The following is a 17979-nucleotide window of genomic DNA, read 5'->3' on the forward strand; positions in this document are numbered from 1 at the left end:
CGAGTGAACGACATCGGCCTCGGCGCCGCGGCGTGTCGCACGGGCCGCCCGACGGCCGGCGGCGCGGCCCTCACGAGCGGGCGATCCGCGAGAGGGCGCTGCGCACCATCGCCCCGCGGATCGTGCCCAGCTGGGTCGCGAGCCCCACCGCGTTCTCGGCAGCGCCGGCGGAGCCGGACGCCTCTCCGCGGCGGGCGCTGGAGGCGACGACGCTCTCGATGAGCGACATCTCGCGCTCGACGGCGACGCGGAGCGGTCGGAGATGGCGGGGCTCGATACCGGATCGGCCGAGGTCGACGAGCGCCTTGAGCGTCGTCACGGCCTCGTCCCCGAACACGTCGCCGCCCCGCACGAGCCCGGCGGCGATGGCCTCCTGGACGAGAGCGGGCGTGGCACCGGACTCGGCCGCGAGGCCCTCGCGGGTCAACCGCGTGGCGGGGCCGAGGAGCGAGGCGCTCGGACCCCCGACACCGGCCGGCAGGGCGGGCTCGCGTCCGGCGTCGATGTCGTCGAGGTATCCGCGGATGACCTTGAGGGGGAGGTAGTGGTCGCGCTGCAGAGCGAGGATCATCCGGAGCCGCTCGACGTCGGAGCCCGAGAACTTGCGGTAGCCGGAGTCGGTGCGGGCCGGCGAGACGAGCCCCTGCTCCTCGAGGAAGCGCAGCTTGGACGGGGTGACGTCCGGGAACTCACTGGTCAGCCTGGCCAGCACCTGCCCGATGCTCAGCAGAGCGGCGGAGCCGGTGGGGAGGGCGCGCGCGGAGGAGCGGCCCACGGCTCACGCGTCCGGAGCGGCGACGAGGTCGGCGCGGGACGCGTAGAAGGTGAGTCGGAACTTGCCGACCTGCACCTCGGAGCCGTCGGTGAGGATCGCGGACTCGATCCGGACCCCGTCGAAGTAGGTGCCGTTCAGGGAGCCGAGGTCGTGGACCTCGAACGCCGTGCCGCGGCGGACGAACTCGGCGTGCCGGCGCGAGACCGTGACGTCGTCGAGGAAGATGCCCGCGTCGGGGTGACGGCCGACCGTCGTGGAGTCGGTGTCGAGGAGGAAGCGGGCGCCGGTGTTCGGTCCGCGCCGCACGACCAGCAGCGCGGATCCCGAGGGCAGAGCGCCGACGGCCTCGGCCTCCTCGCGCGACGCGCGGTTGTCGAGAGCGGCGAGCTGGGCACCGATGTCGTCGGTGAACGTCAGAGTCGTCTCCGTCGACGGCTCACCGGGAACGGAATTGTGCTGGGCGGATGATGCTCCACCGACGGGCTCGACCAAGACGTACCTCCTATCAGGTCAGCGTATCCGAATCGTGACCCTCGTCGGACCCCTGAGCACCTGTGCGGACCCCCAGGACGAGGTCCCGCGTCTGGACGGCGTAGACGATCCCGGCCCACCAGTAGAGGAACGCGCCCCACAGCGCGAAGGCCCAGGCGATGGGGAGCGAGGCGGGCGCGAGGTTCGGGAACGCCTGCCCCAGCATGATCAGCGGGAGCGCGTAGAAGAGGCAGAAGGTCGCGAATTTCCCCAGGTGGTGCACGGGAAGCGGTCCGTAGCCGTTGTTCGCCAGGACGACCGCCAGGACCACGAGCATCAGGTCGCGGGCGAGCAGCACGGCGACCAGCCACCAGGGCACCAGTCCGCGGGCCGCGAGGCCCAGGACGGTGGCGAAGATGTAGAGCCGGTCGGCGGCCGGATCGAGGACGCGTCCGAGGCGCGTCATCTGGTCGAAGCGGCGCGCGATCCAGCCGTCGAGGTAGTCGGTGAGGCTCGAGACCACGAGGGTCAGGAGCGCGAGCGCGTCCTCACCGAGGACCACGAGCACGAGGAACACCGGCACCAGGGCGAGGCGCACCATGCTGAGGACGTTCGGGACCGTCCAGATCCGGTCCTCACCGGTGCGCGCCATGCGCCCAGCCTAGGCGGGGCGCACGGCGGCGTGGTCAGCGCTTGTCGCGCCAGACCCGCTCGAACGGCAGGCGCCAGGCGTGCGGCGCGATCAGCTGGTGGATGGCGTTCGGCCCCCAGGAGCCGGGCGCGTAGAGACGGACGGGCGGCGGATCCTGCAGGAGCGGCGCGGAGACCTCCCAGAGCCGCTCGATGCCCTCCGCGGTGGTGAACAGCGTGTGGTCTCCGCGCATCGCGTCGAGGATCAGGCGCTCGTAGGCCTCGAGAGCGTCGCCCGCGCGGTCGGTCTCCTGGAGCGCGAACTGCATGCTCAGCTTGTCGAGCCGCATGCCGGGACCGGGGCGCTTCCCGTAGAACGAGAGCGAGACCTTCGAGGCGTCCGCCAGGTCGAAGGTGAGGTGGTCCGGGCCGTGGGCACCGACTCCGGAGCCCTGCGGGAACATGCTCTTCGGGGGCTCGCGGAACGCGATCGAGATGATGCGCTGGCCCTCGGCCATCCGCTTGCCGGTGCGGAGGTAGAACGGCACTCCCGCCCAGCGCCAGTTGTCGATCTCGCACTTCAGCGCGACGAAGGTGTCGGTCTCGGAGTCGGCGGCGACGCCCGGCTCGTCGCGGTAGCCGATGTACTGGCCGCGCACCACGTTCTCGGGGTTCAGCGGACGCATCGAGCGGAAGACCTTGTTCTTCTCCTCGCTGATGGCCTGGGGCTCCAGCGCGGTCGGCGGCTCCATAGCCATGAACGCCAGCACCTGGAAGAGGTGGGTGACGACCATGTCCTTGTACGCGCCGGTGGACTCGTAGAACTCGGCGCGACGGTCGAGCGTGAGGCGCTCGGGGATGTCGATCTGGACGTGATCGATGAAGTTGCGGTTCCAGATGGGCTCGAAGAGGCCGTTGGCGAAGCGGAAGGCGAGGATGTTCTGCGCCGGCTCCTTGCCGAGGAAGTGGTCGATCCGGAAGATCTGCTCCTCGCTGAAGGTTTCGTGGAGCTCCGCGTTGAGGACGACCGCGCTCTCGAGGTCGACGCCGAACGGCTTCTCCATGATGATCCGCGAGCGCTCGACCAGCCCGGCCTCGGCGAGCATCCGCACGACGGAGAGAGCTGCCCTGGGCGGGACGCTGAGGTAGTGCAGCCGGCTCACGTCCGGGCCGAGGACCGCCTCGGCGTCGGTCACGGCGGCGGCCAGCGCGGCCGGACCGGCGGACTGCGGGACGTAGCGGAGCTTGGACGCGAACTCGTCCCACTGCGCCGGCGTCAGGGAGCGGCTCCCGAACTCGTCGTAGGCCAGCTTCGCGAAGGCGCGGAACGAGGCGTCGTCGTGCTCCTCGAGCGAGGTGCCGACGATCTGCAGGTCCGGTGCGAGGGAGGAGAGCGCGAGGTGGGCCATCCCCGGGATGAGCTTGCGCCGGGCCAGGTCGCCGACGGCGCCGAACAGCACGACGACATGGGGTGCCGCCTGCTCGGTCTGGACGGCGGGAGCGGGGGGTGCGGTTGTCACGGTCACCCCTCGATCATTCCAGTTCGGATCGTGACGCAGGCGTCATGTGCTCGATACGCACCGCCGCTAAGGTCTCTCCCGTGCATCCGTTCTCCGACGCGTCCGCCGCGACCGCAGCACCCGCCTCCGCCACCGCCCCCTCCTCCGCCGACGGGACGACCGCGCCTCCGCTCGACGAGAGGATCCGCGCCGACGTCCACCTGCTGGGCGAGCTGCTCGGCCAGGTGCTCCGCGAGTCGGGCGAGCCCTCCCTCTACGAGGACGTGGAGCGCCTGCGCGCGCTCACGATCAGCGCCTACGACAGCGGCGACGCCGCCGGGACCGCGGAGGCGGAGGAGTTCGTCGCCTCGCTCACGCTCGAGCGCGCCGAGGAGGTCGCCCGGGCGTTCACCTGCTACTTCCACCTCGTCAACGTGGCGGAGGAGTTCCACCGCGTCCGCGTGCTGCGCCGGCGCGAGGCCGACGCCGGCGCGCAGTCGCCCGAGGACTCGATCCTCGCCTCGATGCGCCGGCTGACCGGGGAGCTCGGGGAGGACGAGGCGTTCGCGCGCCTGTCCCGACTGGAGTTCCGCCCGGTCCTCACGGCGCACCCGACCGAGGCGCGCCGCCGCGCAGTGGCCTCGACCATCCGCCGCATCAGCGACCTGCTCGAGCAGCGCGACGACCCGCGCATGGGCGGCGTCGTGCTGGTGGAGATCCGCCGCAGGCTGCTGGCCGAGGTCGACACGCTGTGGCGCACCGCTCCGCTGCGCGAGTCCAAGCCCACTCCCCTCGACGAGGTGCGCACCGCGATGAGCGTCTTCGACGAGTCGCTGTTCTCGGTGCTCCCCCGCGTCTACCGCCGCCTCGACGACGCTCTGCTCGGCGAGGGCTCGGGCACCCGGGCTCCGGTCGCACCGGCCTTCGTCCGCCTGGGCACCTGGATCGGCGGCGACCGCGACGGCAATCCCTTCGTCACCGCCGAGACGACCCTCGCTGCGGTGGACATCGCCTCCGAGCACGTCCTCATGGGCCTCGAGCGGGTCGCCCGCCGCGTGGGCCGCGCGCTGACCCTCGACGCGTCGACCACTCCCCCGTCGGCCGCCGTCGAGGCGCTCTGGGCCTCCTGCGTCGAGCGGGCTCCCGAGCTCGCCGCCGACATCGCCGAGCGCTCGCCCAACGAGGCGCACCGCCGCGTCCTGCTCTTCGCGGCCGAGCGCCTGGCCGCGACCCGCTCCGAGGGGCCGCTGGCCTACTCCGCCGCCGCCGAGCTGCTGGCCGAGCTGCGCACCCTCCAGGAGTCCCTGGTCGAGGCCGAGGACGTCCGCGCCGCCTTCGGCGACCTCCAGGACTTCGTCTGGCAGCTCGAGACCTTCGGCTTCCACCTCGCCGAGATCGAGGTGCGCCAGCACTCGAAGGTGCACCGCGAGACGATCGCCGCGATCCGCGCCGGCGAGGAGCTCGACGAGCGCGGCCTCGAGGTCCTGTCGGTGTTCCGGGCGATCGCGAAGGTCCAGGAGCGCTTCGGCACCGACGCGGCGAGGCGGTACATCGTCTCCTTCACGCAGTCGGCCGACGACCTGCGGACGGTCTTCGAACTGGCCGAGGCGGCGACCGACGGCAAGCCGCCGATCATCGACGCGGTCCCGCTCTTCGAGACCTTCGCCGACCTCGACGCCTCGACCGACATCCTCGCCGAGATGATCCGCCTCCCCCAGGTGCAGGCGCGCCTCGCGGCCACCGGCAACCGGCTCGAGGTGATGCTCGGCTACTCCGACTCGTCGAAGGACGTCGGACCGGTCTCGGCGACGCTCGCGCTCTACGACGCGCAGGCGCGCATCGCGCAGTGGGCGGCCGACGAGGGCATCGTGCTCACGCTGTTCCACGGTCGCGGCGGAGCGCTCGGCCGCGGCGGCGGGCCGGCCAACCGGGCCGTCCTCGCGCAGCCGCCCGGATCGGTGGACGGCCGCTTCAAGCTGACGGAGCAGGGCGAGGTCATCTTCGCCCGCTACGGCAACCCGGACATCGCCACCCGGCACATTGAGCAGGTGGCGGGAGCGACGCTGCTCGCCTCCTCCCCCGCGGTCGGCGAGCGCAACGCGGGCGCCGCGGAGCGCTTCGCCGAGGTGGCGGCGACGATGGACCGCGAGTCGCGCCGCCGCTTCTTCGAGCTCGTGAAGGCCGACGGCTTCGCGCCGTGGTTCGCCCGGGTCACCCCGCAGGAGGAGGTGGGCCTGCTCGCCCTCGGCTCGCGTCCGGCCCGCCGCGGCCTCTCCGTCGAGTCGCTCGAGGACCTGCGAGCGATCCCGTGGGTCTTCGCCTGGACCCAGGCCCGCGTCAACCTGACCGGCTGGTTCGGGCTGGGCAGCGCGCTCGAGGCCGTCGGTGACCTCGACCTGCTCCGCGAGGCCTACGCCTCCTGGCCGCTTTTCACGACGATGGTCGACAACGTCGAGATGTCGCTCGCGAAGACCGACGAGGGCATCGCCCGCCGGTACCTCGCCCTCGACTCCCGCGACGGCCTCGCCGGACTCGTGCTCGACGAGATGGCGCTCACCCGCCGGTGGGTGCTCTCGATCACCGGCGAGGAGAGCCTGCTCACGGGCCACCGCGTGCTCGGCCGTGCCGTGCGCCTGCGCACCCCGTACGTCAACGCGCTCTCGCTCCTGCAGCTGCGCGCACTGAAGGCGCTCCGCACCGACCCGGGCGGATCCGGGACGGAGCAGAACCAGCGGCTGCTCCTGCTCGCGGTCAACGGAGTCGCGGCGGGTCTGCAGAACACCGGCTGATCGCGGCTCGGAACGACGGACCCCCGGCGGCCTCACGGCTGCCGGGGGTTCTCGTGCGTCTGCGGGCGCCTCCCGCCTGCGGAGCGGATCGAAGCGCCGCGCGGATCAGGCCTGCGGAGCGGCGCCGGCCTCCTGAGCGGCCTTCGCCTCCTCGTACTGGCGGCGCACCTCGACCATGTCGAGGCCGCGGACCTGCTCGATCAGGTTGTCGAGCGCGGGGGCGGGCAGGGCGCCGGGCTGAGCCATCAGCGGGATGCCGTCGCGGTACACCACGAGGGTGGGGATGGAGGAGATGCCGTAGCTCGCGGCGAGCTGCTGCTGGTCCTCCGTGTCGACCTTCGCGAACGTGATGTCGGCGTTCTTCTCGCTCGTGGCCTCGAAGACCGGAGCGAACTGCTTGCACGGGCCGCACCAGTCGGCCCAGAAGTCGATGAGGACGATGCCGTCGGCGATCGTCTGGTCGTGGGAGTCGAGGGTCATCGCAGTCGTAGCCATGGGGGATGCAACCGGGTGCCCCCGCGGCCTATTCCCGGGCGGGATCGAGGAGGTCGAGCAGCGACCGCGGACCGACCACGGCGGCCCCGAGCGCCTCGACGCGGGCGGCCAGCCCCCGGTCGGCCGTCACGACGACCGCGGTCTCGAGCGCGCCGACCAGCTCGACGATCGCGTCGTCGCCCGAGCCGTCGGCCGCGTGGACCGTCAGCCGCTCCATGAGAGCGCCCGGCTCCGGACGGGCGGCGCGCGCCGCTCCCTCGAGCACCACGGCGATGCGCGGCCAGACCGTGTCGGCGTCGATCCCCAGGAGACGGCCGGGGACGCCGGCCTCCGCGAGGCGGGCCAGGGAGGCGAGGAGGCGCTCCGCGGCGCCGGCTCGGTCGCGCCACCAGCCGTCGGGGCGTGAGCCGACCACGTTGGCGGCGTCCACGACGAGCACCGGGATCGAGGAGCCGAGCGCGCGCAGGCCCGGCCAGGCCGCTCCGAAGCCCGGGTGCAGCGGCAGGGAGTCGACCTCGTCGGGGGCGACCCAGCGCAGCTCGGTGCTCTCGGCGTCGCTGATGCGGGGAGTGAAGTGCTCGCGGGACTCGGCCAGGACTGTGGAGTAGCTCCACGGTCCGATCACGACGACGCTGGAGAGCACGGGCAGGATCAGGTCGGCGGGGACGCCCGCCTCCTCCTCCGACTCCCGGAGGGCCGCCTCGAAGGCCGTCTCCTCGGGGTGACGGGCGCCGCCGGGCAGCCCCCAGGTGTCCCCGAAGTGGCTCCAGCTGACGCGGTGCTGGAGCAGGACGCGTCCCGACGGATCGCGCAGGAGGAGGCCGGCGGCGCCGAAGCGCCCCCAGAAGCGGCGTCCGTCGCCGATCTCGACCCAGCCGTCGCCGAGCGACGCGTCGAAGGGGTGGCGCGGGAGCACGGCGTCCGCGCCGGGGTCCTCGCTGGTCATGCCCTCCAGCCTCCCACACCGCGCCCGCCGCGCCCGACCCCGACGGGCTGGCAGAATCGGACGATGCGCCGCTCGAGACCCCTCCGCCTCGCGACGCTCGCCTGGCTCGCGCTGATCGCCCTGATCACGCTGACGCCCGCGCCCTACCCGGCCGGGGAGCCCAACGCGCTGATCCGCGGGATCATCGCCTTCCTCGCTTCCACGCCGCTCACCGGCTGGTTCGACTTCGACGTGGCGGAGTTCACTGCGAACGTGCTGCTCTTCGTGCCGCTCGGTGCGCTGATCGCCGCGCAGCTGCCGGCGGGTCGCCGCCTGTGGGCCGCCGTCATCGGGCTCGCCGTGTCGGCGGCCGTCGAGACCGCGCAGCTGCTGTGGCTGCCGACCCGCGTCTCCGACGTGCAGGACCTCGTCTCGAACGGCAGCGGCTCCCTGATCGGCGCCCTGCTGACGATCGCGCTGCTCCGCTTCTCCCCCCGCCGCCGCTCCCGGAAGGACCGCACCGCCCATGCCCGCTGAGACCCTCGTCGTCCTCGACCGACCCTCCCTCGACGCCGAGGCGCACTCGCCGGGAGGACCCGCGCACCGCATCGATCCGAGCGGGCGCGGCGATCTGGACGTCACCGACCTCGGCTTCACCCGCGGCGACGGCGTGTTCGAGACGATCAACCTGGTCGACGGACGGCTGCAGGCGCTCGACGCGCACCTGGACCGCCTCGAGCGCTCGGCCCGGATGCTCGACCTGCCCCGGCCGGACCGGCCCGCCTGGCTCGAGGCGATCGGAGCGGCGGTGGCCGCGCACCCGCCCGTCGCCGAGGCGATGGTGAAGACGATCCTGACCCGCGGCGTCGAGGGCGGCGGGCGGCCCACCGGCGTCGTCTTCGTCCAGACCAGCCCGGACTTCGGCCCGGCCCGCCGCGACGGCGTGCGCGTAGTGCTGCTGGACCGCGGGCTGCGCTCGGACGTGCAGTCGACGTCCCCCTGGCTGCTCGCCGGCGCGAAGACGCTCTCGTACGCGGTGAACCGTGCGGCCGTGCGGGAGGCCGCCCGGCGCGGTGCCGACGACGCCCTGTTCGTGTCGAGCGACGGCTACCTGCTCGAGGGGCCGACCTCGAACCTCGTGCTGCTGACGGGCGGGGAGCTCGTGACTCCTCCGCCGAGCCTCGGGCTGCTGCCCGGCACCACGCAGGCCGACCTGTTCGCGCTCGCGCCGGGCCTCGGCCTCGGGACGGCGGTGCGTCCGCTGCGCTCGGGCGATCTGGAGGCGGCGGACGCGGCGTGGCTGGTCTCGAGCGCGCGCAACGCCGCTCCCGTCCGCGCCGTCGACGGGACCGACCGCCGCGTCGACGCCGACCTCTCGGCCCGGATCAACGCCGCGCTGCTCGCCCGCTGAGACTCCGATCCTCCCCGTGGGACGCCCCGCGCCGAGCGCGGACGGCGTCCCGGAGGAGAAGAGGGCTCAGGAGAGGCCGTCGACGTCCGCGGGGCCGCGGCTGATCAGTCCGCCGCGGACGTGCTCGACGGTGGGGTCGAGCTGGACCGGATCGCGCTCGTCCGCCGCCTCGTCGTTGATCACGGCCGAGACGATGCCGCGCCAGTCGGTGCCCTCGGCCACGGCGTCCTCGGAGCCGACGCGGCGCGTGACGAACACGGCCTCCGACTCCTCGCCCGCGTGCGAGATGACGGCGAGGACGCCGACGGTGCGACCGCCCGGGTGCTCGATCCGCCACTCCTCGTGCCCGGACGGGACGAGCGAGAACTCCAGGCCCGCGTGCGGGAAGCCGGTGGGGCGCAGCTCGGACGGGGATCCGCTCTGCGGAGGCGCGCCGCGGGTGGGGACCCCGGTGCCCTCGCCGCTCGTCGTGCTCATGCCGACGTCGCCGCGGGTTCCGCCGGCTCCGGAGCTGTCGTTCGCCGCGACCATGCGGTCGTCGCCGCTCCGCAGCGCGTCGTCCGCTCCGGTGTAGATGCTGTCGTCTCGGTTCATGGGAACCTCCTTGTCGGCGGCCAGTGTAGGACCGCGGGGTGGGTGGCGAGCGGGCGCCGTTCGTAGACTGGGTGGATGCAGATCCCGGTGACCGGTGCCGTGCGGGTGGACGCGTGGCTCTGGGCGGTGCGCATCTACAAGACGCGCTCCGCCGCGACGACCGCGGCCCGGGCCGGCCACATCCGCGTCAACGGCGAGCGGGCCAAGGCGGCGCAGACCGTGCGGGTGGGCGATGAGGTCCGCGCCCGGATCGGCGGCTTCGACCGGGAGCTGATCGTCCGCGGACTCGTGGTCAAGCGGGTCGGTGCGCCGGTGGCCGCCGAATGCATGGAGGACCGGACGCCCCCGCCGCCACCCCGGGAGTCCGCGCCGGGCGTGATCGTCCGTGACCGCGGAGCGGGCCGCCCGACGAAGCGCGACCGGCGCGACATCGAGCGCCTCCGCGGATTCTGACCGCGCGACCCGGCAGCGGCCTCACGGGGCGAGCGCGCGCAGGCGCTCCAGGAGCCCCTCCGCCGCCTCGTCGAGGAACCGCTGCTGCAGCTCGTCGCCGACCTGGACGAGGGCGATGTCGGTGAAGCCCGCCTCGATGTAGGGCACGAAGCTCTGGGCGAGCTCGTCGAGGTCGGGGCCGCAGGCGATCTGCTCGGCGACGTCCTCCGGGCGCACGAACTGGCTCGCTCCGGCGAAGCCGGCGGGGGTCGGCAGATCGGAGTTGACCGCCCAGCCGCCGGCGAACCAGCGGAACTGCTCGTGGGCCAGCGCCACTCCCTGCTCCTTGTCCGGCGCCCAGCAGATCGGGATCTGGCCGATCGTGCGCGAGGGGGCGGCGTCCGCACCGCGGACCGCGGTCCACTGCGAGATCAGCTCGGCGTCGGGCTCGGTCGTGATGAGGTGGTCGCCGATCGGCGCGAAGCGGGCGATCGACTTCTCCCCCGAGACCGCCAGGCCGATCTCGACCGGCTTGTCCGGCAGGTCCCAGATGCGGGCGGAGTCGACGCGGAAGTACTCGCCCTCCCAGGTCACCAGCTCGCCGGTGTGCAGCTCGCGGATGAGGTGGACGGCCTCCTCGAGCATGTCCTGGCGCACGGCGACCGAGGGCCAGCCCTCGCCGACGACGTGCTCGTTGAGGTTCTCGCCCGAGCCGAGGCCGAGCGTGAAGCGGTCGTCGGAGAGGATCGCGAGCGTCGCGGCCTTCTGCGCGACCACGGCCGGGTGGTAGCGGATGGTCGGCGCGGTGACGTAGGTCGTGAGGTCGATGGTCGACGTGGCCTGCGCGACCGCTCCGAGCAGCGTCCAGGCGTAGGAGGCGTGCCCCTGCTCGGTCAGCCACGGCGAGTAGTGGTCGCTCGAGACCGCGAACTCGAAGCCGAGCCTCTCGGCGTCGACCGCGTAGCCCACCAGCTGCTTGGGTCCGCTCTGCTCGGTCATCAGGGTGTATCCGAATCGCACCATCGTCCGTCCTCGTTCCGCTCGTCGTGGATGCCCGAGGGCACGTCCCATGGTGGGCGGGGCGCCGGATGCGCGCTAACCCCTTGCCGCGGTCGCGAGCGGCGGCTAGCGCGGCGTCAGACGAAGCGGATGCGGTTCTGCACGCGGGTGCGGACCTCGAACGACTCGCCGTACCCGCCGAGCCGCGGGTCGTCCGTGCCGGAGCGCAGCAGCTGCGGCAGCAGCGAGCGGCGGATGACGACGGCGCCCTGGTGCCTGCCGCGCTCGACCTGCTCGAACGGCTGCTCCAGCGCGTCGTCCGGCACGACCACGACGCTCGTCGAGAAGCGGACGCCCAGCTCGCGGCCGAGACGGCGCGCGGCCTTCGCGAGCGAGGCGATCGGCTTCTCGTCCTCGGCGATCCCGGGGCCCTCCAGCTCGCCCTTCTTCAAGCGGACCGGGTCGCCCCAGTCGGCGGAGGTCAGCGCGAGCAGGCCGGCCGGCCCGAGCACGAGGTGGTCGATCTTGAGCCCGCCGTCGCCGACCGCGACGTCGTTCCAGATCGTGTAGGCGATGCCGAGCGCGCCGACGAGCGCGGCCGTCGCCTCCTCGGCCTGAGCCTTCGCGAGCCAGGAGCGGATCTCGCGAGGAGCGGAGCGGACGATCGCCGGGTCGAAGGGGTCCTCGGTCTCGACGCCGCGGCCGAGCCACTCGCGCACCAGGCGCAGGTAGTACTCGCGCGCCGCGCCTCCCGGGTGACCGTAGGAGCGGGCGCGCACGGCCGAGGCGGTCTGCGGGCGCGGCGAGCCGGTGTACGGCGACTGCGGGGAGGACCTCCCGGGGGCGGGAGCGCCTCGGTCGTAGTCGCCGCGGGCGGAGGCGCTGCCGATCCGCTCCCAGGCGAGCTGCACCGCGTGGAACGACGCGGCGTCGCCTCCCGTGTCCGGATGGGTCTCGCGGAGGCGGAGCCGGTACGCCCGGCGGAGCTCGTCGTCGGACGCGGTGGCGGCGACGCCCAGCACCTCGTAGGGGGTGCGGGCGGCGTGGCTGTCGGGCATGTGCTTCCGGGAGGGTCGGGGCGGGGGGGTTCCGAGTGTATCGACGCGGGCCGGGCGCCCGGTGGGAGCGCGCACCGCGTCGGCTCGGAACGCGCCGAGCGCCCAGCGGGGGAACGGGCGCCCGGCGGGGGTCAGTGCGCGAGCAGCTCGCGCACCCGCGGGATGACCTGCGTGCCGTAGAGCTCGATGTTGCGCATGATCGCCGGGTGCGGCAACGTCCCGGCGCTGTACTTGAGGTCGAAGCGGTCGATGCCCAGGGCCTCGACCGTTCGCGCGATCTTCCGGGCGACCGTCTCGGGCGAGCCGAGGTGGATGGCGCCGTCGGGGCCGGCCTCCTCCTCGAAGCGCTCGCGGGTCATCGGGGACCAGCCGCGCTCGCGGCCGATGGCGTCCATCATCGCCTTGTGGTGCGGGAAGTACAGCTCGCGCGCCTCCTCGTCGGTGTCGGCGACGAAGCCGGGCGAGTGCACGGCGACCGGGAGGCGGGGCTGCTCGAGCTGGTCGAGCGCGCGGCCGAAGAGGTCGACGTAGGGGCGGAAGCGGGCCGGCGAGCCGCCGATGATCGCCAGGACGAGCGGGAAGCCGTACCGGGCGGCGCGGACGACCGACTCGGGGCTGCCGCCGACGCCGATCCAGGTGCGGAGAGTGCCGTTGTCGAGGGTCGGGTAGACGCTCTGCTCGGTGAGCGCGGGGCGGGTCGTGCCCTGCCAGGTGACCGGGCCGCCCTTTATCAGAGCGTGGAAGAGGTCGAGCTTCTCCTCGAAGAGGACCTCGTACTGCGCGAGGTCGTAGCCGAAGAGCGGGAAGGACTCGGTGAAGGAGCCGCGGCCGAGGATGACCTCGGCCCGGCCGCCGGAGAGTCCGTCGAGGGTGGCGAAGCGCTGGTAGACGCGCACCGGGTCGTCCGAGGAGAGGACCGTCACGGCGGAGCCGAGGTGGATGCGCTCGGTGCGGGCCGCGATGGCGGCGAGCACGACGTCCGGTGCGCTCACGGCGAAGTCGGCGCGGTGGTGCTCGCCGATCCCGAAGAAGTCGATGCCGACCCGGTCGGCCAGGACTCCCTCCTCGACCACGTCGCGGAGGACCTGGCCGTGCGGCAGCGGGGCGCCGTCGGGGCCGGCGGTGACGTCGCCGAACGTGTCGACGCCGAACTTGACTTCATGCATACTCATGGACTTCTGCAACCTCCGGGGGTCGACGGCTATTCCTGCGGGCGGGGTCCGACGTCCCCGGGCAGGAGCGCGTCGGAAGAGACGATCCCCGCCTCGAGCGCCGGCTCGCGGTAGGCGCGCCCGAGCGAGGCGACGGTGTCGTGCGCGTTCAGGCCGCTCGGGTTCGGCAGCACCCAGAGCGGCGCGCCCGCCACGTCCTCCTCCTGCCTGCCCTGCACCGCCCTGCGGCGTCCGAACGCGATCCGGTAGGCGGTGATGCCGACGACCGCGACGGCCCGGGGACGCACCCGCTCCACGGTGGCGACCAGCCGCTGAGCGCCCTCGCGCAGCTCCTCCGCGGTCAGCTCGTCGGCGCGGGCGGTCGCCCGGGAGGCGAGATTGGTGATGCCGACGCCGCGGGAGACGAGCTCCGCGCGGTCCGCGGCGCTCATCCCCTCGGACACGCGCGGCGCGCGCTCGAGGATCCCGGCCGCGACGAGCGCCGGGTAGAAGCGGTTGCCGGGGTGGGCGAAGTGCGCGCCGGTGGCGGCGGTCCACAGTCCCGGGTTGATGCCGACGAAGAGGAGCCGGACGTCGTCGCCCAGCAGGTCCTCGACGGTGCGGTCCTGGAACGCTGCGAGCTCGGCGCGGGTGAACGGCATGCGACCATCCTGCCGCGGCGCAAGTCCTCTCGGCTCGGGGTCGCCGGTGCCAGCATGGAGGCATGACGAACGCATCCCAGGACCACCCGATCCAGCACGGCAGCGACGACGCGCAGCTCGACGAGAAGCTGCGCGGCGTGCTGCTGCAGGTCGCCGGCGACGCCGAGCTGCGACCGGAGGAGGACGTCGAGACCCTGCTGCGCCAGCGCCTGCGCGACACGCGGATCTCGATCTCGGACGAGGCGATCCCGGGGCTCGCCAAGCGCATCCCCGGCCTCATGCAGCGCGGGGGCGGCGACGTGAACCCCGGGGCGCACTAGCCCCGAGGGACGGGCGCGGGCCGAGCGGCCGCTCGGGCCCGCGCCGGCTCGCGCTACTCGGGGACCGCCGGGCCCTTGCGGTGGTGGTCGAACACCAGGCTCGTGCGCGTCGAGGCCACCGCCGGGTTCGCCGAGAGGTTCGAGACCACGAAGTCCCGCACGTCGCTGGAGTCGCGGACCGCGACGTGGATGATGAAGTCCTCCGACCCGCCGAGGAAGAACACCTGGACCACCTCGGGCAGCGCGCGGATCTCCTCCGCGAAGCGCGTGATCGCCTGGCGCTGGCCGACACGGATGCTGACGCTGATCAGCGCCTGCAGGGTCAGGCCGAGCGCCGCCGGGTCGAGCTCGGCGGTGAAGCCGGTGATGACGCCGCGCTCGACGAGGCCCCGGACGCGTGCGACGCAGGTCGACGGGGCGATGCCGGCGCGCTCGGCGAGCCGGCTGTTGGGCGTCCGCGCGTCGGCGCGGAGGAGGCGCACCAGGGTCCGGTCGACCGGATCCAGGTCGTCGAGGTCGTGCAGATCCTTCGGTGGCATGCGCCCGCTCCCTCACTCCGCCGACGAACCTTCGGCCCGTGCGGTGACTTCCGACCGATCCTGCGGAGTTCCTCCGCTCCGGGCACGATCTTCGCACGATGGGGGCAGAGCCGGTGCAGGATCGGCGCCCACCGCCCGCCCCGCGGGCCGCAGCGAAGGAGCCGCCGTGCGCGTCGGGATCCCCACCGAGATCAAGAACAACGAGAACCGGGTCGCCGCCACTCCGGCCGGCGTCCACGAGCTGGTGCGCCGCGGCCACGAGGTCCTGGTCGAGGCCGGCGCGGGCCTGGGCTCCCGCGTGTCGGACGACGACTTCCGCCGCGCCGGCGCCCGCGTCGTCGACGGGCCCGATGAGGTCTGGGGCGAATCCGAGCTGGTCCTCAAGGTCAAGGAGCCGATCGAGGCCGAGTACCCGCGGATGCGCCGCGACCAGGTGCTCTTCACCTACCTCCACCTCGCCGCCTCCCGCCCGTGCACCGATGCGCTGCTCGCCGCCGGGACGACCTCCATCGCCTACGAGACGGTCCAGCTGGACGACCGGCGGCTGCCGCTGCTCTCGCCGATGAGCGAGGTCGCCGGGCGCCTGTCGATCACGGTCGGCGCGTACCACCTCATGAGCGCCGTCGGCGGACGGGGCACGCTGCTCGGCGGGGTCCCCGGCACTCCGAAGGCGAAGGTCGTCGTGATCGGCGGCGGCACGGCCGGCGAGCACGCCGCGGCCAACGCCCTCGGCATGGGGGCCGACGTCACGATCGTCGACCTCTCGCTCCCCCGCCTCGCGCAGCTCGAGAACCGCTTCCAGGGCGCGATCCAGACCCGCGCCTCCTCGGCCTACGAGATCGCCGCGCAGCTGGCCGACGCCGACCTCGTGATCGGATCCGTCCTCATCCCGGGCGCCAAGGCGCCCAAGCTGGTAACCGACGAGATGGTCGCCACGATGAAGCCGGGCTCGGTGCTGGTCGACATCGCGATCGACCAGGGCGGCTGCTTCGAGGGCTCGCGTCCGACCACGCACGACGACCCGGTGTTCCCCGTGCACCGGAGCGTCTACTACTGCGTCGCGAACATGCCCGGCGCCGTCCCCGAGACCTCGACCCGCGCGCTCACCAACGCGACGCTCCCCTACGCGCTCGCGCTGGCCGACCGCGGGTGGCGGGCCGCCCTGGCCGCCGACCCGGCGCTCGCCCGCGGCCTGAGCACCCACGACGGCCGGGTGACGAACACCGCCGTCGCCGCGGCCTTCGGCCTCCCGGCCGTGCCGGTGGAGTCGCTGCTGCTCTAGGCGCCCGCGGGCGCGAGGCCGAGCCCCCCGAGGATCTCGGCGATCTCCTCCTCCGGAGCGCCGCCCACGTCGACCGTGACGTGGAGCTCGTCGTCGCCGAGGGGCTCGAGCGCCTCGAACTGCGAGTCGAGCAGCGTGGTCGGCATGAAGTGGCCGACCCGCGAGGCGAGCCGCCCGGCGATACGGTCCCTCGATCCCGCGAGGTGCGCGAAGACGAGGTCGTCGCGGCGCAGGACGTCGCGGTAGCGGCGGCGCAGGGCAGAGCAGGTCACGACGACCGAGCCGCCCTCGGCGATCCGCTGGTCCACCACGCGGGCGATCTCGGCCAGCCAGGGCGCCCGGTCCTCGTCGGTCAGCGGGATGCCGGCGTGCATCTTGTCGACATTCGCCTGCGGGTGCAGGTCGTCCCCCTCGAGGAACTCCCAGCCCAGTCGGCGCGCCAGGAGCGACGCCACGGTCGACTTGCCGCTGCCGGAGACGCCCATGACGACGACGGCGCGGACGGGGACGGTGGGAAGAGCGGTCATCAGATACCTCCTACGAAGAGACCGATCAGGAGGACCCCGGCGAGCCCGGTCACCGAGACCAGGCACTCCATCACGGTCCAGGTCTTGAGCGTCTGGCCGATGCTGAGCCCGAGGTACTCCTTCACCAGCCAGAACCCGGCGTCGTTGACGTGCGACAGGAACACCGAGCCGGCGCCGATCGCGAGCACCATGAGGGCGACCATCGGCCCGTCCATGGTCTCGGTCAGCGGCTGGAAGATCCCTGCGGCGGTCACGGTGGCGACGGTCGCGGAGCCGGTGGCGACGCGGATCACGACGGCCACGAGCCAGGCGAGCAGCAGCGCCGAGGCGCCGCTCCCCTCCGCGAGCTGGGCGACCACCCCGCCGATCCCGGTGTCGACGAGGACCTGCTTGAAACCGCCGCCCGCGCCGACGATGAGCAGGATGCCCGCGATCGGCGGCAGCGAGCTCGAGAGCGAGGCCTGCAGCTCGGTGCGGTTCATCCGGCCGCCGCGTCCGAGCAGGACCAGACCGGCCAGGAGCGCGATCCCCAGCGCGATGGTCGGTGTGCCGAGGAAGTCGAGGGCGCCCTTCCAGGCGTCCGTGGATCCGGGGGCCGCGATGTCGGCGATCGCCTTGCCCAGCATCAGCACGACCGGCAGCAGGATGCTCGCGACGGCGGCGGCGAAGCCCGGGCGGTGCTCGCGCGTCTCGCCCGCGCCCTCGCCGAAGAGCGGCGGCGTCTCCACCGGCGCCCAGCGGGCGGCGACCCGGCCGAAGAGCGGGCCGGCGACGACGACGGTGGGGATCGCGACCAGGACGCCGAACGCGAGGGTCACGCCGAGGTTCGCGCCGAGCGCGTCGATCGCGACCAGCGGTCCGGGGTGGGGCGGGACGAGGCCGTGCATCACCGAGAGGCCGGCGAGCGTCGGGATCGCCACCTTCATCAGCGGCAGACCGCTCCGGCGGGCGACCAGGATCACGACCGGGATCAGCAGCACGAGCCCGACCTCGAAGAACATCGGCAGCCCGATCAGCGCGCCGACGAAGCCCATCATCCAGGGCAGCGCGCGAGTGCTCGAGCGGGCGATGAGGGTGTCCACGATGCGGTCCGCGCCGCCCGAGTCGGCGAGGAGCTTGCCGTACATCGCGCCGAGGCCGATGAGGATGCCGACGCCGCCCATGGTGTTGCCGAACCCCAGCGCGAAGCTGGCGACCGCGTCCGCCGCCGCCAGCCCCGCGATCAGGCCCGTCGTCAGCGCTCCGATCAGCAGGGAGACGAAGGGGTGCAGCTTCAGCCAGGTGATCAGCACGACGATCACGGCGATGCCGACGACGGCGGCGAGGATCAGCTGCCCCTGCCCGGCGGTGGCGGACGCGGTCGCCAGCTTCGCGCTGGGGTTCGGCAACACCATGGGCGGCGTCGGCATCCTCATCGGCC

At 73.3% G+C, this 17979-nt stretch carries 20 protein-coding genes; 6 read left to right on the forward strand and 14 right to left on the reverse strand.

What is annotated here, in order from left to right; genetic code table 11:
- Positions 1 to 70 precede the first annotated feature (70 nt).
- Genes C5C95_RS12490 through zwf form a run of 4 tightly spaced genes read right to left on the reverse strand, consistent with a single transcriptional unit; the run spans position 71 to position 3396 of the window.
- A complete protein-coding gene (locus tag C5C95_RS12490; RefSeq protein WP_104222574.1) occupies positions 71 to 775 on the reverse strand; it encodes a MerR family transcriptional regulator in 705 nt (234 codons plus the stop codon).
- Between the two features lie 3 nt (positions 776 to 778).
- Positions 779 to 1267, reverse strand: coding sequence for an FHA domain-containing protein (locus tag C5C95_RS12495; RefSeq protein WP_104222573.1), 489 nt, complete (start codon positions 1265 to 1267; stop codon positions 779 to 781).
- A 13-nt stretch (positions 1268 to 1280) separates the two neighbouring features.
- Positions 1281 to 1898, reverse strand: a complete 618-nt coding sequence (locus C5C95_RS12500) for a CDP-alcohol phosphatidyltransferase family protein (RefSeq protein WP_104324551.1) — start codon at positions 1896 to 1898, stop codon at positions 1281 to 1283.
- A gap of 34 nt (positions 1899 to 1932) precedes the next feature.
- On the reverse strand, positions 1933 to 3396 hold the full coding sequence (zwf, locus tag C5C95_RS12505; protein WP_104225448.1) for a glucose-6-phosphate dehydrogenase: 1464 nt from the start codon (positions 3394 to 3396) through the stop codon (positions 1933 to 1935).
- 44 nt (positions 3397 to 3440) lie between these two features.
- On the opposite strand from zwf, the gene C5C95_RS12510 reads away from it, so the two are divergent.
- Positions 3441 to 6164, forward strand: a complete 2724-nt coding sequence (locus C5C95_RS12510) for a phosphoenolpyruvate carboxylase (protein WP_104324552.1) — start codon at positions 3441 to 3443, stop codon at positions 6162 to 6164.
- Between the two features lie 105 nt (positions 6165 to 6269).
- Here the strand turns inward: C5C95_RS12510 and trxA are convergent, their stop codons facing one another.
- Positions 6270 to 6659, reverse strand: a complete 390-nt coding sequence (gene trxA, locus C5C95_RS12515; RefSeq protein WP_104225382.1) for a thioredoxin — start codon at positions 6657 to 6659, stop codon at positions 6270 to 6272.
- 28 nt (positions 6660 to 6687) lie between these two features.
- On the reverse strand, positions 6688 to 7605 hold the full coding sequence (locus C5C95_RS12520; RefSeq protein ID WP_104250743.1) for an NUDIX domain-containing protein: 918 nt from the start codon (positions 7603 to 7605) through the stop codon (positions 6688 to 6690).
- 63 nt (positions 7606 to 7668) lie between these two features.
- Here C5C95_RS12520 and C5C95_RS12525 point away from each other — a divergent pair, with 63 nt between their 5' ends.
- Both C5C95_RS12525 and C5C95_RS12530 read left to right on the forward strand, forming a co-directional pair.
- On the forward strand, positions 7669 to 8121 hold the full coding sequence (locus tag C5C95_RS12525; protein WP_104222568.1) for a VanZ family protein: 453 nt from the start codon (positions 7669 to 7671) through the stop codon (positions 8119 to 8121).
- Positions 8111 to 8995, forward strand: a complete 885-nt coding sequence (locus tag C5C95_RS12530) for an aminotransferase class IV (RefSeq protein ID WP_104324553.1) — start codon at positions 8111 to 8113, stop codon at positions 8993 to 8995. Before C5C95_RS12525 ends, C5C95_RS12530 begins: the two co-directional genes overlap by 11 nt.
- Before the next feature lie 66 nt (positions 8996 to 9061).
- On the opposite strand, the gene C5C95_RS12535 is transcribed toward C5C95_RS12530, so the two are convergent.
- Positions 9062 to 9589 carry a hypothetical protein gene (locus C5C95_RS12535; protein ID WP_104225386.1) on the reverse strand — a complete coding sequence of 176 codons (528 nt, stop codon included), beginning with the start codon at positions 9587 to 9589 and terminating at the stop codon, positions 9062 to 9064.
- Positions 9590 to 9664: 75 nt separating this feature from the next.
- On the opposite strand from C5C95_RS12535, the gene C5C95_RS12540 reads away from it, so the two are divergent.
- Positions 9665 to 10042 (forward strand): RNA-binding S4 domain-containing protein, encoded by a 378-nt coding sequence (locus C5C95_RS12540; RefSeq protein ID WP_181027140.1) that lies wholly within the window; start codon positions 9665 to 9667, stop codon positions 10040 to 10042.
- 21 nt (positions 10043 to 10063) lie between these two features.
- Here C5C95_RS12540 and C5C95_RS12545 read toward each other — a convergent pair whose 3' ends face one another.
- The 4 genes from C5C95_RS12545 to C5C95_RS12560 all read right to left on the reverse strand — a co-directional run bounded on the left by C5C95_RS12545 (position 10064) and on the right by C5C95_RS12560 (position 13891).
- On the reverse strand, positions 10064 to 11044 hold the full coding sequence (locus C5C95_RS12545; RefSeq protein ID WP_104247153.1) for a TIGR03557 family F420-dependent LLM class oxidoreductase: 981 nt from the start codon (positions 11042 to 11044) through the stop codon (positions 10064 to 10066).
- 113 nt (positions 11045 to 11157) lie between these two features.
- On the reverse strand, positions 11158 to 12078 hold the full coding sequence (locus C5C95_RS12550) for a DnaJ domain-containing protein (protein WP_104247154.1): 921 nt from the start codon (positions 12076 to 12078) through the stop codon (positions 11158 to 11160).
- 131 nt (positions 12079 to 12209) lie between these two features.
- Positions 12210 to 13244 (reverse strand): LLM class flavin-dependent oxidoreductase, encoded by a 1035-nt coding sequence (locus C5C95_RS12555; protein WP_104318951.1) that lies wholly within the window; start codon positions 13242 to 13244, stop codon positions 12210 to 12212.
- A gap of 35 nt (positions 13245 to 13279) precedes the next feature.
- Positions 13280 to 13891, reverse strand: a complete 612-nt coding sequence (locus C5C95_RS12560) for a mismatch-specific DNA-glycosylase (RefSeq protein ID WP_104222562.1) — start codon at positions 13889 to 13891, stop codon at positions 13280 to 13282.
- A 62-nt stretch (positions 13892 to 13953) separates the two neighbouring features.
- Here C5C95_RS12560 and C5C95_RS12565 point away from each other — a divergent pair, with 62 nt between their 5' ends.
- Positions 13954 to 14211 carry a hypothetical protein gene (locus tag C5C95_RS12565; protein ID WP_104222561.1) on the forward strand — a complete coding sequence of 86 codons (258 nt, stop codon included), beginning with the start codon at positions 13954 to 13956 and terminating at the stop codon, positions 14209 to 14211.
- 53 nt (positions 14212 to 14264) lie between these two features.
- Here C5C95_RS12565 and C5C95_RS12570 read toward each other — a convergent pair whose 3' ends face one another.
- Complete coding sequence (locus C5C95_RS12570) at positions 14265 to 14750, reverse strand: Lrp/AsnC family transcriptional regulator (protein ID WP_104222560.1); 486 nt, start codon at positions 14748 to 14750, stop codon at positions 14265 to 14267.
- Between the two features lie 166 nt (positions 14751 to 14916).
- Here C5C95_RS12570 and ald point away from each other — a divergent pair, with 166 nt between their 5' ends.
- Entirely contained in the window at positions 14917 to 16032 is a 1116-nt protein-coding gene (gene ald / locus C5C95_RS12575; RefSeq protein ID WP_104324554.1) for an alanine dehydrogenase, read from the forward strand.
- Here the strand turns inward: ald and C5C95_RS12580 are convergent.
- A complete protein-coding gene (locus C5C95_RS12580) occupies positions 16029 to 16559 on the reverse strand; it encodes a gluconokinase (protein WP_104324555.1) in 531 nt (176 codons plus the stop codon). The two genes, ald and C5C95_RS12580, sit on opposite strands and share 4 nt — an antisense overlap.
- Positions 16559 to 17953 (reverse strand): GntP family permease, encoded by a 1395-nt coding sequence (locus C5C95_RS12585; protein ID WP_104324556.1) that lies wholly within the window; start codon positions 17951 to 17953, stop codon positions 16559 to 16561. Before C5C95_RS12585 ends, C5C95_RS12580 begins: the two co-directional genes overlap by 1 nt.
- Positions 17954 to 17979 lie beyond the last annotated feature (26 nt).

Source organism: Rathayibacter sp. AY1B7 (genome assembly GCF_002932735.1).
GTDB lineage: Bacteria > Actinomycetota > Actinomycetes > Actinomycetales > Microbacteriaceae > Rathayibacter.

Bases quoted from the DNA above. Each gene is read 5' to 3' on its own strand.
- C5C95_RS12500 (WP_104324551.1), bottom strand. From the start codon at position 1,898: ATGGCGCGCACCGGTGAGGACCGGATCTGGACGGTCCCGAACGTCCTC.
- C5C95_RS12510 (WP_104324552.1), top strand. From the start codon at position 3,441: ATGTGCTCGATACGCACCGCCGCTAAGGTCTCTCCCGTGCATCCGTTC.
- trxA (WP_104225382.1), bottom strand. From the start codon at position 6,659: ATGGCTACGACTGCGATGACCCTCGACTCCCACGACCAGACGATCGCC.
- C5C95_RS12520 (WP_104250743.1), bottom strand. From the start codon at position 7,605: ATGACCAGCGAGGACCCCGGCGCGGACGCCGTGCTCCCGCGCCACCCC.
- C5C95_RS12525 (WP_104222568.1), top strand. From the start codon at position 7,669: ATGCGCCGCTCGAGACCCCTCCGCCTCGCGACGCTCGCCTGGCTCGCG.
- C5C95_RS12530 (WP_104324553.1), top strand. From the start codon at position 8,111: ATGCCCGCTGAGACCCTCGTCGTCCTCGACCGACCCTCCCTCGACGCC.
- C5C95_RS12535 (WP_104225386.1), bottom strand. From the start codon at position 9,589: ATGAACCGAGACGACAGCATCTACACCGGAGCGGACGACGCGCTGCGG.
- C5C95_RS12540 (WP_181027140.1), top strand. From the start codon at position 9,665: ATGCAGATCCCGGTGACCGGTGCCGTGCGGGTGGACGCGTGGCTCTGG.
- C5C95_RS12545 (WP_104247153.1), bottom strand. From the start codon at position 11,044: ATGGTGCGATTCGGATACACCCTGATGACCGAGCAGAGCGGACCCAAG.
- C5C95_RS12550 (WP_104247154.1), bottom strand. From the start codon at position 12,078: ATGCCCGACAGCCACGCCGCCCGCACCCCCTACGAGGTGCTGGGCGTC.
- C5C95_RS12555 (WP_104318951.1), bottom strand. From the start codon at position 13,244: ATGCATGAAGTCAAGTTCGGCGTCGACACGTTCGGCGACGTCACCGCC.
- C5C95_RS12560 (WP_104222562.1), bottom strand. From the start codon at position 13,891: ATGCCGTTCACCCGCGCCGAGCTCGCAGCGTTCCAGGACCGCACCGTC.
- C5C95_RS12565 (WP_104222561.1), top strand. From the start codon at position 13,954: ATGACGAACGCATCCCAGGACCACCCGATCCAGCACGGCAGCGACGAC.
- C5C95_RS12570 (WP_104222560.1), bottom strand. From the start codon at position 14,750: ATGCCACCGAAGGATCTGCACGACCTCGACGACCTGGATCCGGTCGAC.
- C5C95_RS12580 (WP_104324555.1), bottom strand. From the start codon at position 16,559: ATGACCGCTCTTCCCACCGTCCCCGTCCGCGCCGTCGTCGTCATGGGC.
- C5C95_RS12585 (WP_104324556.1), bottom strand. From the start codon at position 17,953: ATGGTGTTGCCGAACCCCAGCGCGAAGCTGGCGACCGCGTCCGCCACC.